Annotated in this window: 11 protein-coding genes; 5 read left to right on the top strand and 6 right to left on the bottom strand. The window is 35.2% G+C overall.

Annotated features, from left to right (window positions below):
* Positions 1 to 95: 95 nt before the first annotated feature.
* The 3 genes from ALGA_RS18475 to pta form a co-directional block, all read right to left on the bottom strand.
* Complete coding sequence (locus tag ALGA_RS18475; protein ID WP_096431737.1) at positions 96 to 3,137, bottom strand: sensor histidine kinase; 3,042 nt, start codon at positions 3,135 to 3,137, stop codon at positions 96 to 98.
* A gap of 205 nt (positions 3,138 to 3,342) precedes the next feature.
* Positions 3,343 to 4,545, bottom strand: a complete 1,203-nt coding sequence (locus ALGA_RS18470) for an acetate/propionate family kinase (RefSeq protein ID WP_096431735.1) — start codon at positions 4,543 to 4,545, stop codon at positions 3,343 to 3,345.
* Positions 4,546 to 4,583: 38 nt separating this feature from the next.
* Entirely contained in the window at positions 4,584 to 5,585 is a 1,002-nt protein-coding gene (gene pta, locus ALGA_RS18465; RefSeq protein WP_096431733.1) for a phosphate acetyltransferase, read from the bottom strand.
* 204 nt (positions 5,586 to 5,789) lie between these two features.
* Between pta and ALGA_RS18460 the strand changes: the two genes are divergently transcribed.
* Both ALGA_RS18460 and ALGA_RS23680 read left to right on the top strand, forming a co-directional pair.
* Positions 5,790 to 8,720 carry an FAD-binding and (Fe-S)-binding domain-containing protein gene (locus tag ALGA_RS18460; RefSeq protein WP_096431731.1) on the top strand — a complete coding sequence of 977 codons (2,931 nt, stop codon included), beginning with the start codon at positions 5,790 to 5,792 and terminating at the stop codon, positions 8,718 to 8,720.
* Between the two features lie 21 nt (positions 8,721 to 8,741).
* Positions 8,742 to 8,879: a hypothetical protein gene (locus tag ALGA_RS23680; RefSeq protein ID WP_394339917.1), complete on the top strand. Its 138-nt coding sequence runs from the start codon at positions 8,742 to 8,744 to the stop codon at positions 8,877 to 8,879.
* A 623-nt stretch (positions 8,880 to 9,502) separates the two neighbouring features.
* On the opposite strand, the gene ALGA_RS18445 is transcribed toward ALGA_RS23680, so the two are convergent.
* From ALGA_RS18445 to ALGA_RS18435, 3 genes are all read right to left on the bottom strand, one after another.
* The gene (locus ALGA_RS18445) at positions 9,503 to 10,075 is read right to left on the bottom strand and encodes a cysteine hydrolase family protein (protein ID WP_096431725.1); all 573 of its coding nucleotides are present in this window, start codon (positions 10,073 to 10,075) and stop codon (positions 9,503 to 9,505) included.
* Between the two features lie 55 nt (positions 10,076 to 10,130).
* Positions 10,131 to 10,469, bottom strand: coding sequence for a hypothetical protein (locus ALGA_RS18440; RefSeq protein ID WP_096431723.1), 339 nt, complete (start codon positions 10,467 to 10,469; stop codon positions 10,131 to 10,133).
* Between the two features lie 250 nt (positions 10,470 to 10,719).
* Positions 10,720 to 11,937 carry a DUF6051 family protein gene (locus ALGA_RS18435; protein WP_096431721.1) on the bottom strand — a complete coding sequence of 406 codons (1,218 nt, stop codon included), beginning with the start codon at positions 11,935 to 11,937 and terminating at the stop codon, positions 10,720 to 10,722.
* Positions 11,938 to 12,112: 175 nt separating this feature from the next.
* On the opposite strand from ALGA_RS18435, the gene ALGA_RS18430 reads away from it, so the two are divergent.
* From ALGA_RS18430 to ALGA_RS18420, 3 genes are all read left to right on the top strand, one after another.
* Positions 12,113 to 12,538 (top strand): hypothetical protein, encoded by a 426-nt coding sequence (locus ALGA_RS18430; protein WP_096431719.1) that lies wholly within the window; start codon positions 12,113 to 12,115, stop codon positions 12,536 to 12,538.
* 219 nt (positions 12,539 to 12,757) lie between these two features.
* Positions 12,758 to 12,982: a hypothetical protein gene (locus tag ALGA_RS18425; protein WP_096431717.1), complete on the top strand. Its 225-nt coding sequence runs from the start codon at positions 12,758 to 12,760 to the stop codon at positions 12,980 to 12,982.
* Positions 12,983 to 13,172: 190 nt separating this feature from the next.
* The gene (locus ALGA_RS18420) at positions 13,173 to 15,881 is read left to right on the top strand and encodes a DEAD/DEAH box helicase (protein ID WP_162845487.1); all 2,709 of its coding nucleotides are present in this window, start codon (positions 13,173 to 13,175) and stop codon (positions 15,879 to 15,881) included.
* Positions 15,882 to 15,979: the final 98 nt, after the last annotated feature.

Genomic DNA, 15,979 nt, shown 5'->3' with positions numbered 1-15,979 from the left:
TAATTACGAATTGTTTCGAAACAAGACGTCAAAAGCTACAAATAATCTCAATATAGATCGTTTACATTGCAGATTGCAAGTTGTCAGCGAAAAAACTATTTGTTTTTTGGAATTGAAAAGAAGAAACTAGTTCCCTTATCTTTAACACTCTCCGCCCAAATCTTCCCGCCATTGAGTTCAACAAATTCTTTACTGAGCATTAATCCAAATCCTGTCCCAGTTTCATTTGCAGTACCTTCACTAGAGGAAACAGCATCTATCTTAAAGAGTTGGTTCAATTGCTTTTCTGTCATCCCGACTCCCTGATCAGAAACCTGAACCACAACATCACCTTTCATCTTGTATGACTTTAGTTCTAGGGTTTGCCCAGGAAATGAAAATTTAATTGCATTCGACATTAAATTTCGAATCACAGTATCTATCATCGCCATATCAGCTGTCACATTTACAGGTTCAAATTCACCCTTTACATCAAGCCCTTTCAACATCCCCAAACTCTTATGGATACTTAAATTCTTTTCCATAAGCATCTTTAAATCAAACCCTTCGGCGTTTAATTTAAAATCCCCCTTTTGAACATTAGCCCACTCCAATAAGCTTTCCAAAAGCTTAAATGTATCATCAGAACTTCTATAAATGGTTTCTATCAGCTCGAAACTTTCCTCTTTCGATAAAATATCAGAATCTTTCATTAGAATCGATGAAAACCCGCGAATGGCATTGAATGGATTTCTCAAATCGTGCGCAATTATAGATAGAAATTTATCTTTTGCAATATTCGCAGTTGCTAAATTTTCATTAACCTTTTGTAGCTCCATGGTTCTATCTGAAACTATCTTCTCTAAGGCCAATAGATTTTTCTGAGTTCGCCTCTTGCTATATTCGTTTGTAACATAGATTAGAAGAAATATTATTAAAAATTCAATAAAAAAAGTATACCATCTTAAATACCACTGCTGTTCTACTTCAAGCTCAATAATACAATGTTCACTCCATGCATAATTTCCTTCATGTTTTCCACGAATACAAATTTGGTATTCTCCTGGTTTTAGATCTGATATTAAAATCTGATTTTTTGCAGATAATTCTTTCCAATCACTATCTTTTTGATAGTTTTGAACCGTACAATATTGAAATTTATTTCTCTTTTGCGGATAAATACTGGCTGCAACATCCAACAATAACATTGAGTTGGCGCTCATCGAAATAGCACCACTTTGATTCGGAAGCACCCCTTCGCCATCAGCCAAGTAAACTACCGGCATTGGAGTTCGCTGAATGGAATCAGAAATTTGCGCAAAAGCAATACCATTTGAAGTTCCCACCCATAAATTATTCTCCGAATCAACAAGCAAATTACGATTTGTGAATGTTTTTGAAGGCAAGCCCTGCTCCGGCGTAAATAAAGAAATATCCGTTTTCCGTTTACGAACAACCCCTTTGCTTGTAGTCACCCAGATTGAATTTTGTTTATCAAAAACGATAGAATTGACTTCACTATTTGACATTTCGCCCAAATTAATTCTCTCAAAAGCCTTTTCTGTGTATTTTAACAAACCTTCTGAGGTACCCATATACAATGTATCCCGATCCAATTCCAGATCTATCACCCAAAAATCTTCACTAATTGCAAAAGGAATTGGTTTGCTAACATTAACAATTTCATTCTTATCAACATCATATTTAAACAAATAAGAATTTTTAAATTGGGCACCTATATAAAGATTCTGTTTTGTGTCTAAACAGATATCCTGTACAATACGTTTTCTTTGAAACGAATCAAAATAACTCTTAACCTGACCTGTAGTTAAGTTAAGCTTAAATAATTCTTTGTTCGCAACAACCCATGCAATTTTCTTCGAAACAATCTGAATACTGGTAACTGCCTGATCTGAAATCTTGAGATTAAAAAGGAAGTCATCCCCTTTAAAAATATTCAAACGACCTTGCTCTGTTCCCAGTAAAGTTATATCTCCGAAGGTCTTAAAAACATTTAACGATCCCTCAAAAGTGAAAGGTATGCTTTCGATATTTTTTTGGCTATCTACATTAAAAACACTGTTTCGACCAGCAAAATTCACACTTCCTTCATTAGTAAGATTAACAGATATAATGTATTCTGAATTGGCTGTTGAAAATTGATATGAAAAGAACTTCTTTTCCATAACAACAGCTCCCGAATTTGTTGACACCCAATATTTCCCAAAATCATCCAAAAAGATATCGTTAACCGTAAAGTATGGGAAGCCTCCTACAGAATAAATGCTATTCTTATCAGCAATATCTAGTTCTACTAATCCTTGAAAAAATGTTCCCAATAATAATTTATTATCAGAGATCTTCTCAAAACAGGATGCAATGATATCCGTTACAATTACTTCATTCTTAATGATTTTGCCTTGAGTATCGAATAAAATTTTAACCACACCTGCTGAAGATCCAAGTAAAAATTCATTTGGCCCAATTTTAAAAGAGGCCTGAATAATATGGTTAAAATTAAAGTCTAACTCAATAAATGCATTGTGCTTAGAATCAAACTTATAAATCCATCCCTTTTGAGAGACAACGATCATGTTTCCATTATCACACTCTAAAAACTGAAAAGATCTGGCATAAGATGAAGTCATGTTTTTTTCATCCATCTTGTATTTTGCCACAATCCCTTCCTTATATCTATAAATATGATTATAATCCGTAATCCATAAATCGTTTTTCGAATCTTCAAATAAATGCTTAGGGTATTTTGGTTTAGACGGATCGGTATTGCATTCAATAAATAACTCCATTTCTGGTTGCTCTACTGAATTTGTTATCTTATAGATAGCATCATCAGAAACAGCCAAAAGATCCCCATTCTTCCTTTTAAATAATTCTTTAAAATAGCCGGATTTATCTTCGGGTAAAGTAAGTGGCTCAAAATGATCATTCTTTAAGAATAATACTCCGTCGTCTGTGGCAAAATAGTATACACCCAAAGAATCCTGTCGGATGGATTTAACCAATTCTTCATTTAGTTTATTCTCTTTATTGTATTGATAAAATCGAAAATTCGTTCTCTGTCCTTCAGAAGAAAAGGAGCCTGATACAAATAATAGAATAAGAAAAACTTTAATTGATATGATACTTGTTCTAATCATTGATTAGTTTTCAATTTACACTATAAAAATAATACGTAATGAATACTAGTGCCTTAACGATAATCGTAATATTTTGTTTCAATAAATATTCATAAATAACAGTTTTATTAATGGATAAAGCTAATAATAAAGTATAAAAGCGAGTACTTTCAAAAAAAAAAGCTCTGCCAAACGACAGAGCTTTCATACATTATAATAATATCAATTATGCCTTTAAAAGACGTTGAGTATCCTGCGCAATTACCAATTCTTCATTTGTAGTAATCACCATAGCTTTTACTTTTGATCCTTCTTTAGAAATAATAGCATCTTTTCCTCGTAATCCATTATTCTTTTCAAAATCAAAATCAAGACCTAAGTATCCAAAATCTCCAACAATTTTCTCACGAGAAAGAATATCATTTTCACCAATACCACCAGTAAAAATAACCAAATCAACACCACCCATTGTTGCAATATAAGAACCTACAAATTTTTTCACTCTGTAAGTGAACATATCCAATGCCAATTGAGCTCTTTTGTTTCCTTTTTCAGCAGCAGCTTCCAAATCTCTCATGTCTGAAGAAATACCTGAAACTCCAGCCAATCCACTTTCCTTATTAATCATCTTGTTAGCCTCTTCAATCGACAAGTTTTTCTTTTCAGAAATATAAAGAAGTGCACCTAAATCGAGGCTACCTGTACGAGTACCCATTAACAAACCTTCGTTTGGAGTAAATCCCATTGAAGTTTCGATTGATTTTCCACCTTTAATTGCACAAACAGATGCTCCATTACCCAAATGACAGCTAACAATTTTTTTGTCTTCGATTTTCCATCCCAAAATATCACAGGCTTTGTGAGCAACAAATTTGTGACTTGTTCCGTGAAATCCATATTTACGAACACGAAGATCTTCGTAGCAATCGTAAGGCAAGCCATACATAAATGCTACAGGAGGCAAAGTTTGATGAAATGAAGTATCAAAAACAGCAACTTGAGGAATACCAGGAAGAAGTTTTTCCATGGAAAGAATTCCTTCTAAGTTAGCAGGATTATGAAGTGGTGCCAATTCACAACAAGCTGCAATCTGTTCTTTAGCTTTTGCATCAATAATAGCACTATCTTTAAAATACTCACCTCCGTGTGCTACACGATGACCTGTCGCATCAATCTCCTTAATATCAGCAATTACACCATGCTCAGGATTTACAAGTGCTTTCAACACAAGATCAATTGCTACTGTATGATTTGGAATATCCTGTACAAGCTCGAAATTACTTTTTCCTTCTGTTTTGTGAGTTAAAATTCCTTCTTTAAGGCCTATTCTCTCAATACAACCTTTAGCCAGCAAAGTGGCTTCCTCACCCATATGCAACAACTGATACTTTAAAGAAGAGCTGCCACAATTAAAAACTAGAACGTTCATTGGAATTTTGTTTTATTATTAATTTGATATCTATTTTATTATAATCCTGCAGCCTGATTCGCAGTTATTGCAACCAAGTTTACGATGTCGCTAACCGAACAACCTCTTGACAAGTCATTAATTGGAGCTGCCATTCCTTGTAAAATAGGACCAACTGCCTCTGCTCCTGCCAAGCGCTGAACTAATTTGTAAGCAATATTACCAACTTCCAATGTTGGAAATACAAGTACATTTGCTCTTCCAGCCACCTTGCTGTTTGGAGCTTTTTGTGCACCAATTGCCTCAACAATTGCAGCATCAGCTTGCATTTCACCATCAATTTGAAATTCCGGTGCCATTTCTTTAGCCAAACGAGTAGCCTCAACTACTTTATCAACCATTTCGTGTTTACCCGATCCCATTGTAGAGAAACTCAACATGGCTACACGTGGTTCCATTTTTGCAATTGCTTTTGTTGTTTTTGCTGTTGCAACGGCAATTTCAGCCAATTCACTTGCTGTAGGATTTGGATGAACTGCACAATCTGCAAATACCATCATTCCATTATCACCAAATGTTTTATCTTTCAAGAGCATAATAAACGCACCAGACACTACAGAAATACCAGGCATTGTTTTTATAATCTGAAATGCCGGACGTAATACATCACCAGTAGCATTTAAAGCACCTGCAACTTCTCCATCAGCATCACCAGCTTTAATCATTAAGGTTGCCAAATACAAAGGATCTTGCACCAATACCATGGCTTTTTCCATTGTCATTCCCTTTTTCTTTCTCAATTCAACCAAAATTTCAGCATAAGCTTCCATTTTGTCATGATTTTTAGGATCAACAATTGTCGCTTCTCCAATATTTTTCAAATTTAAGCGAGTTGCCTCCGATGCAATTTTATCAGCGTTTCCAATCAATATAATTTTAGCGATTTTTTCACTTAAAATGATATCGGTAGCCTGTAAAGTTCTTTCTTCAGTTCCTTCTGGTAAAACGATTGTTTTACCACTTAAACGTGCATTCTCTTTAATCCTCTGTAATAAATCCATTGGTATTCAGTATTTTAATTGGTTTTGTAATCTCGACTTTACAAAAATAGGAATAAATCGTAAACTTTAGATTCCTAAACCAATAATTTTTCATCATTTCCATTTTATTTTTTTAATAAATATTCATTCTCAATAAGTCTAGGTTTTAAAATAAAAATGTAATTTCAATTTTAGAGATTCAATCACACCAATCATAACAATTCTATGGAATCTACGATACAAAACACTCTCTTTGAGAAACTTCAGGGGCGAATGGCCGGAGAACTGCATCGTGACATGACTACACGTCTTTTATATGCGACAGATGCTTCTGCCTATAAAGTTCTTCCCTTGGCTGTTACTTATCCTAAAACCGAAGATGACTTACAGCATTTGATTCAATTTGCATCTGAGAATAATTTATCCCTAATCCCAAGAGCTGCTGGAACATCTTTGGCAGGCCAAGTCGTTGGTGATGGAATTGTGGTTGATATTTCGAAATACTTCACTAAAATTATAGAGGTAAACAAAGAGGAAGCATGGGTTCGTGTTCAACCAGGTGTAATACTTGATGAATTAAACCTGCACTTGAAAAATTACGGTTTGTTTTTTGGACCGGAAACTTCAACCAGCAGTCGCTGTATGCTTGGTGGTATGCTGGGAAACAATTCTTGCGGATCGCATTCTATTATATATGGAAGCACCCGCGATCATACTCTTGAAGTAAGTTGTATTTTGAGTGATGGCAAAAAAGCGATTTTTTCATCTTTAAGCAAGGCTGAATTTGAAAGTAAATGCGATGAAAATAATGGCTTGGAATCGAAATTGTATCAACAAATAAATAGAATCCTTTTATCTGATGAAAATCAGAAAGCAATTACCAAAGAATATCCTGACCCAAAAATAAAAAGAAGAAATACCGGATATGCTATTGACATATTAGCAGATTCCTCTCCTTTTAAACCAAATGGTAAAGCGTTTAATTTTAGTCAGCTTTTAGCTGGATCGGAAGGAACATTGGCTTTCACAACCGAAATAAAATTACACTTAGTTCCCGTTCCTCCTAAGGAAAAAGCTTTGGTTTGCGCGCATTTCGCAAATTTGGAAGATGCAATTAAAGGAAATCTAATTGCATTAAAATACCATCCGGGCGCTGTAGAATTAATGGATGAGCAGATTCTAAAATTAACGGAAGGAAATATCACGCAAGCAAAAAACCGATTCTTTTTGGAAGGAAATCCCGGTGCACTCCTTATTATTGAGTTCGCCAGAGAATCAAAAGGTGAAATTGATAAAATTGCTCGAGAGATGGAAGCTGAATTCCGGCAGAATAAACTGGGCTATCATTTCCCAATTGTTTCGGGTTCCCAAAATATCTCGAGAGTATGGGATTTACGAAAATCAGCATTAGGAATTTTATCGAACATGATAGGTGATGCGAAGCCAGTTTCCTTAATCGAAGATACTTCGGTGACACCTGAAGATTTGTATGATTACATTGCAGACTTTAAGCTATTAATGAAGAAGCATGATATTGAATGTGTATTTCATGCACATATTGGTACCGGAGAAATTCACCTGCGTCCTATTTTGAATCTGAAGGATTCCAAAGATCAGGAGAAATTTCACGCCATAGCTTTGGATTCTGCTAAGCTGGTTAAAAAGCACAATGGCTCTTTAAGCGGAGAACACGGAGATGGCAGACTTCGGGGGGAGTTTATTTCCATCATGATTGGAGAACAAAACTATCAGCTCTTACGGGATATCAAGCAATGCTGGGATCCCCAGAACATCTTCAATCCCGGTAAAATTGTCGATACACCAAAAATGAACACGCATTTGCGGTATCAACCCAATCAGGAAACACGCGATATCAAAACTTACTTCGATTTCTCTACTGATATGGGAATTGTTCGTGCTACAGAACGTTGCAACGGATCTGGCGATTGCAGAAACACCCACATTACGGGCAAGGGAATGTGCCCCAGTTATCAGGCCACTTTAGATGAAAAATTGACAACCAGAGCGAGAGCCAATTTATTTCGTGAATTCCTGACCGACTCAACTAAAATAAATCCGTTCGACCACAAGGAATTATACAATATATTAGATTTATGCTTGTCTTGCAAGGCTTGTAAATCAGAATGTCCGTCGAGTGTTGATATGGCCAAACTAAAAGCTGAATTTCTACAACAATATTACGATTCCAATCCAATTCCACTTAGAAGTAAGCTAATTGCCAACATCACTAAAATAAATAAGCTTGGAAGTTATGCTCCCAGCCTATTCAATTCTATAAATCAACATCCTATTATTGGCAAAATAATTAAAAATAATCTTGGTTTTGCTGAAGAAAGAAGCATTCCTAAGTTGCATAAAACGACACTACGAAAATGGCATTCTTCATCCAAAAAAGAATCAAATAAAAAGAAAGTATATCTATTTGCTGATGAATTTACAAACTACAACGATACTCCAATAGGTATCAAAACAATTCAATTGCTCGAACATCTAAATTATCAGGTTATTATTCCAGATCATAAAGAAAGTGGCAGAACATATTTATCGAAAGGATTGGTGAAAAAAGCTAAATTTCTAGCAATAAAAAACGTGAACCTTCTTAAAGATCTGATTTCAGAAGAAAGTCCACTTATTGGTATTGAACCGTCTGCAATTCTCACTTTTCGTGATGAATATCCGGAATTAGTAACGGCAAATATGGTAAAAGATGCTAAACTACTCGCAAAATACACCTACACAATAGAGGAGTTTTTATATCAGGAAATGCAAAATGGTAAAATTAAAAAGGAACAATTTACCTCAGCAAAAAAAGAGGTGAAATTCCACACACATTGTTACCAGAAAGCTCTTGCCTCATCCTTACCCATAAAAGAGATATTAAGCTTCCCCGAGAACTATAACGCAACGGAAATTCAATCTGGTTGTTGCGGAATGGCTGGGTCATTTGGTTACGAAAAAGAACATTACGATTTAAGCAAAAAGGTTGGTGAGCTGGTACTTCTTCCCGAAGTACGAAGAATGCCAAAAACTACATTGCTAGCTGCTTCAGGAACCTCATGCCGTCATCAAATAAAGGATGAAACAGAACGTGAAGCCCTGCATCCGGTTGAAATTCTGTTTGAGGCCTTACGCTAATTAAGACTCTATTTGAAAATTGTGAATGTTTCTTATATCAAGGAAATAAAAAGATATATGGGCGGTCGCTATGTTCTAAAACTGAACAATCAGACCTCTTCAAAAATAATTAGCGGGCGAAATTATCAAGAGCAAATTAAAGCTTTAACGATTTTTTAAGATTGTTGAAACACTTGATAATTGTCGTTCAGGATAGCAAATAGTCGAATAAGTTAGGGGAATTTCACCCCTAACTACTCACAAAATCCTACCTGATACTCTCCCATCATATGCCCTCTTCGCTAAACGGGTTCTAATCTCTAGCCTCAATGCTAAGTCTCATATTCAACTTGTGATAGTAATCCTGCTTCAAAGCATCATTTAAAATCCAAAAGGAGTGTTAAAATTTCGAACGGAGATACTCTTGAAAACAAAAAATGATTCTTGCTATAAAATTCATAGTCTTTCCGCTTAACATGAAGTATTTCCACTAAATACTGAGTCTTTCCGCTAAATATAGAATCTTTCCCCAAATTTTTAAAGCTTTCCGGGAAAGAGATGAAATAAAGGGGAAAGAGAGCGAAAATCATGGAAAGACTTAAGATTTTAGAGCAAGCTTAAGAAAATCACGGAAAGATGAGCGTAAATAGGGAAAGACTCAAGATTTCTCAATTCCGATACGAGAATAGTGAAAAACGATAAGCATAAACTATAATTGTTAATAGTAAATTAGGTCCTGACTGCGATAAGGATAAAGAATTTAATACTTATTGCATAGAAACATTTAGTACGCGATTGATTTTTTAAGATTGCTGAAACAATTGAAAAAAATCATTCAGCTTAATTACGGTCGCAAATTCTCTGTGTAAACTTGCCAATGCTGTATCGTGAATAAGCTGAGCGGAGAATTTTTCACCATTAACACCAATCTTATCGAACGTGGCTGTAGCATCTTCAATTAGATAAGTTTCGTAGCCAAAATTACCGGCCATTCGCGTGGTAGTAGAAATGCAATGATCTGTTGTTAAGCCAACAATAACAAGTTTTGAGATCTTTTTTTCATCCAGCAGTTCTTTTAAATTTGTACCAATAAATGCCGAATTCACATTCTTTTTAATCACAATTTCTCCTTCTATGGGTTTGGTTAATTCAAGAAAATCGTTTCCCGGATTACCTTCAACAAAAGGCGATTGTGGCGTTGTAGAGCAATGTTTAATGTGAAATAAAGGCAAATTATTCTCACGCCAAACTTTCAAAATTTCAGCAGCATTTTCTTCTGCTCCAAGATTATTTCTTCCTCCACCCCAATACTCAATATCCTCAAATCCTTTCTGTAGGTCGATTAGCAATAAGGCACAATTCTGTTTAAAATCCATAATTTCAACAATTAACCTAATAAAAACACCATTCAACAATATTTAAGCTACTCTTCTAGTAATATCCTTCAACAAAATATTTAGCTGGATCCTTCCAAATTTCATTCTTACAATCTAAATTATATTTAATAGCTGCTGTTACATGCAAGGCTACACCAATCAATTCTTGCCCAGTTGTAAACTTTTCTCTTTTATAACTTAAATCGCCTAACTTAAGGTTCGAATTTTCAGCTAATACTACAATCGCAAAATCCTCTCGTTTGACATCATTAAAAGGGGCATTCTTTTTTTTAAAATTATCCCACTCCTTTAAATAATTATCATCACATTTTTCTTGTCCAAATACACTTCCGGAAATTATTACAAAAAATATTAGACTAATAAAGATTCTCATAAGTTGAAGTTTTTATAAGATTATGAAATAAATCTAAGAATTGTTAACCTATTAAACAAAAATGAATTCAAGTAATAAAAGACAAGCTGTTTCAATGTGAAATTCATGAATTCACACTTGATTTACCTCAGAGTTTATCTGTTTTTGTGTGATTTTAAAATCTATTTAAATCCCCAATCGTGACTTATAATATCTTTGAAATCATTTTCCCCTTGCCCAAAATATTTCATAATGCGCAGAATTAAAATGATCATTGATTAAAAAAATCACAAACCTTACTAAAAACAATATTTAAGCTTTCCTCAATATTTTGCGATTCCTGCTTATTCATTGGAAATGGATTTTCATGTGAATATGAATATGGAAAATCAAGCTCTTCAACAGTAATATCTATATCTCTGGAGGCTCCTTTCAAGGTGTTTTCGATCTCATAGGTCGGAAAAACAGAATCTCCTTTTAATGCGATAGCATAAATCTGATTTTCCGATTTCTTAAATAAAGCTTCTCTAAAATCCCTCATAACCCTATAATCCAACATGGTATGAAATACTTTTCCTTCCATATGATCTTCTTCAATATAATGACGCAAAAGATCATCTTTCTTTAAAAAACTACTAAAATGCTCAACCAAGTAGGAATACAAAGCAACATTAACCTCACTATCTAAAATAAATTTGGAAACAGGAGATAAACGATTAAATACGGCACCACTGCAAAATAAACACAATTTAGTTTCACTAAAATAATTTTTGGGGTTCGTTAACTTCAGAATTTCAGCCAAAAAACCTCCAATAGAGTAAGCAAAAATATCAAAGCTAAAATCCTTATCAATCAACTCATGCTTACCACTTTTACACTCCTCAATAAACTGAATAATATCGTAATAGCTTTGCAAACCCGACCAAATAAATCTTTGTGGCTTAGAATGAAGACGCATGCTAATGGCCACGTTCGACAAGGATGAACCAATAATATTTGGAAATTGAGCTTTGCGTTTTTTACTTAATTCAAACATTGCCTTTTTATCACTCCAAAGTTTTGGTGCACGCTGCATATGAAATGCGATAGGAAAAAACACAACTGCACTTTGTGTTTTCTCACAAATAGCTTGCCCCCAAGGCAAATATTTATCCCATGTTTTTTCATTAAACCCATGAAAAATAAACGTGACTTTTTTCACGCTATCATTCCCTTTCGGTTTTAATATCTTATAGGTGAAATTTTGATTTTCTTCTACAATAACATCCTCAATCTGAACATCATCCTGAATTTCACCTATTTCATTCTTGGATAGCATGTTCTCGATAAGATCCAATTTATGACTGGCACAATAATAATTGGTTTTACCAGGTAAAATATCGTGTGCCAAAGAATGAAATTGATACTCGCTAAATTCCATATTGTCAAACTCTGGCTCTCCTCCATCAAAGGCTAATTTCAATTTTTGACACCGATCAATATATGACATAATAACAAACTTTTATGAATTGATTTTGACAACTGAATGCAATTCAGTTGATTTACTTTACAAAATTCAAATTTACAAAAACACGACTAATTAACAAAAAACAAATTCATATATACTTCCCAATTTTTTATGGTTATTTTTACAACCGTTCAGCAAATCACTCTAATGAAATTTTATGTACCAGAAAGATTTTATAATGCGCATGATCGAAATGATTGCAGATTTGATTGCTCTCCTTTTGGGTTTGATTAAAAAAGGAGATTTACCACAAGCATCTAAATTATTAGAGAATGCCTATCGTGATTTTTTAAAAGAAGATGCTTCCTTTTTCAGAAATCTTCCCAAAGAGAAACTAACTAATAAATTGCTGACAGAACACAATTACACGAATGGTCATTTGAAAATATTATCGGAACTTTTTTTTGCAGAAGGGGAACTGAATTTCGCGAAAGGTGATATGGAGACCAGTCTGAATTATTACGAAAAGTCGTTACTGATATTAGAATTTTCAGAAGAATCATCAAATACATTCTCCTTAAGTTCGGAAGCAAAAACAAACTTATTAAAAGCAAAAATTGAAACATTAAAATTTAAAATATGAAACGTCCATGCCAAAGGGATTTTGACACACAGGAGGATGATTATTCCAGCATGGTAATCCCGAAAGCTTTCGGGACCATATGGCAAAAACTTAAAATTATAAACATATGAAACGTCCATGCCAAAGTGATTGTGACACACAGGGGGATGATTATTGCAGCATAGTAATCCCGAAAGCTTTCGGGACCATATGGCAACTAAAAAAACAAATTATAATCATATGAAATTTAGCAGAAAAGAAGAGAACCTAAAAACAATTAAAGCTGCATTATTAGCATTAGGAATAATGCTAATAACACTGCTATGTTTGGGAATATATGTTAGCATAAACAATTTCGGATCACTTTCGTTTATTGTAGTTCCTTTTATCTTATCTCCAATCCTTTATGTGTTTGCAAAAAAAACATTCACCATTACTGAAGAAATTAAAAGCAGAGAAATATAGAATCTAAGAGAGGTTGCAATTTTAGTTTTTTACTTAAGCTTCTATTTAAATTAATCGTGAAGAAAAAGTGGATGGTCTTCTGAAAAAATCAGAATAAGCATATTTACACTCCACATAACAATCAACTTTTTCATCAAAAAAATGAAACGAACCACATTTACTTTAACTTTGCATGTTCACACATCAGATCATGCAAACAATACAAGAAATATTAGCACATTATGGCGGACGTATTCTGTCTACCAAAACTTTACCGGCCCGAGGAGCAACTTTTGTCCCCATTCCAGAAGAAATGAATCCCGAACTGAAGGATTGTATCAAACAGATGGGCTTTGATAAATTGTACTCTCATCAGGCAGAAATGTACAAACGTGCGATATTGGGTAAAAGTGTTGTTATCACCACAGGAACTGCAAGTGGAAAATCACTATCCTTTTATCTTCCTGTTATTCAGCGTATTTTAGAAAACCCAACTCGAAGGGCTGTGTTTATTTATCCAACCAAGGCTTTAACAAAAGATCAGCTGCGCAACATTGTTGAATTTGTAGAATATTTTGGAAAACATCGCATTCAAGCAGGAATTTACGATGGAGATACACCTGCTGCAGAGCGCAGTCGTATCCGACAAGAGGCTAATATTATTCTTACCAATCCGGATATGATTAATGCCACTTTTTTGCCCAATCACAACCGTTACGGGTTTCCACATTTGTTTGCAAATTTAGATTTTATGGTGATTGACGAACTGCACACCTATCGAGGAGCTTTTGGATCTCATGTATCGAATGTAATGCGTCGTATGTTGCGAATATGCCAATATCATGGAAATACACCACGTTTTCTCTGCAGCAGTGCAACCATTGCCAATCCCACTGAATTAGCGAAGAACATATGTCATCAGGAGTTCGAATTAATCGAAAAAGATGGCTCACCTGCTCCCGAAAAAGAAATTCATTTCTGGCAACCGGAATACATAAAAGAAGCTCAGCGCAAACGATCGGTTACCGAAGAACTAAAAGGCCTTCTTCCCGACCTAATAGCAAACGGCATAAGAGTAATTACCTTTTGCATGTCGAGAAGAGAAACCGAAGTGGTGACCAAAGAATGCAGAGATATTCTTGCTCAGGATCCGTTAAAACTTGGACCCGATTTCTCGGATAAAATATCGGCCTACCGTGGAGGCTATACTCCATTGGAACGTGCTAGAATTGAAAAGAATTTGGTAGAAGGCAAAATTTACGGCGTGGTTTCCACCAGTGCCTTAGAACTTGGAATAGACATTGGAGCTCTGGACATGGTCGTAATGGGTGGATTCCCCGGAACACGCGCCAGTTTTTGGCAGCAATTAGGGAGAGCCGGAAGAAAAGGCAACAAAGCTCATGCTGTGCTTATGCTGAAAGAAAAACCAATGGATCAATATGTGGGAATGAATCCTAATTGGTTATTGGAATCGGCGTCGGAAAATGCGGTAATCGACAAAAATAACCTGTACATACAATTGGCTCACATTAGAGCAGCCTCGGCAGAACTGCCACTAAGCATAGATGATATAGCAAGTTTTCCCGATTTGGGAGAGATCATTCCTTTGCTGCAAAAAGAAGGAGAACTAAGCGAACACAACGCTCAATATCAATGGAGCGGACAAATTTCACCGGCCCACGAAATCAGCCTTCGAAACATCACTAGCGATACCGTCAAAGTGGTTGACAGGGAAAAAGAACACACGATCACGACAGTAGATTTATTACAAGCAAAAAAAGAATTTTATCCAGGTGCTATCTATCTGCACGACAGCATACAATACAAAAGTTTGGATCTTGATTTGGAAGGCAAAACCGCGTGGGTAAAACAAGTTGAATCGAATTACTATACCGAGCCACACAAACCCGGCAATATCGATATTCTCATGGAACACGAACAGCAGGAAAAACATCGAATCTATTCCTGCTTTGGAGATGTAAAGGTTAGTGTTTTGGTATCGGGCTACAAGATGATACAGTTTAATTCACATCAAAATTTAGGCTACGAAAGCTTATCGCAGATTTTGCAATCACAAATGGATACAGAGGCTTGTTGGATTCAAATTCCAGACAATGTGGTTCGTGTTTTTGTGGCTACTGGCAAAGCACCAAGCCTTGAACCTCTAAAAGAAATGGCCGAAGACAAGCCCATTCCTCGCTTCGATTACACCGAAGGATTGGTTCATTGTTTGAAAGCTGCTGCTTCTATGCGGGTAATGGCTACTTATTCCGATTTGGGCGGTGACATCTTCGGATTTGCACATCCTAAATCACATCAACACAAACATGCTATTATTCTATTCGATGAATATCCAGGAGGTTTGGGATTTTCGGAAAAAGCATACGAATACTTAAACGAAATCATCCAAAATGCAGGTCAGCTGGTAAAAGATTGTCCTTGCAAAGATGGTTGTCCCGCTTGCGTTGGCGATCACAGAATTAACAAACACCTTATTTTATGGGCTCTTCGCTCCTTTTACAAAGAAATTCCTTTACCAGATAATGTAAAAATAGATGGTTTGGCTAATTATCGTGCTACACCCTTTCAAAAAATGGAATGGAATCAAGTAAAGGATCAATGGCAAGAAGTTCTCAACCGCTTCGATCGTGAAAATCTATTTGGAGCACGATTTTTAAAACAAAGCAGCTCCTTGGAAGTAAAGGGCAACAAATTAATTCTTTACTATTCGGATAGCAGCTTAAAACTAGCCCAAAAACCAGATGTAATAGACGGCATTCGTTCCGAATTATCAAAAGTCATATTGCTACCAGAAAATTTTGAATTGATATTATGTCTGGATGATAGCGAGGCCAATCTGCGAAACCAATTGAAATTACAACGAATCATGAGTAGTGGAAAAGGGAGTCTTAATAATTAGGAATTCAGCACAAAACTAGGGTTTTAAGAGCTACAATCATCCACTTTTTTTACAAAAAACAATCCTATATTAAAGGGATCTTGTCAATTCAAAAAAAT

This window comes from Labilibaculum antarcticum, assembly GCF_002356295.1.
Classification (GTDB): domain Bacteria; phylum Bacteroidota; class Bacteroidia; order Bacteroidales; family Marinifilaceae; genus Labilibaculum; species Labilibaculum antarcticum.
Note: the sequence above shows the minus strand (reverse complement) of the source record. Positions and strands in the feature narration are given on the sequence as shown.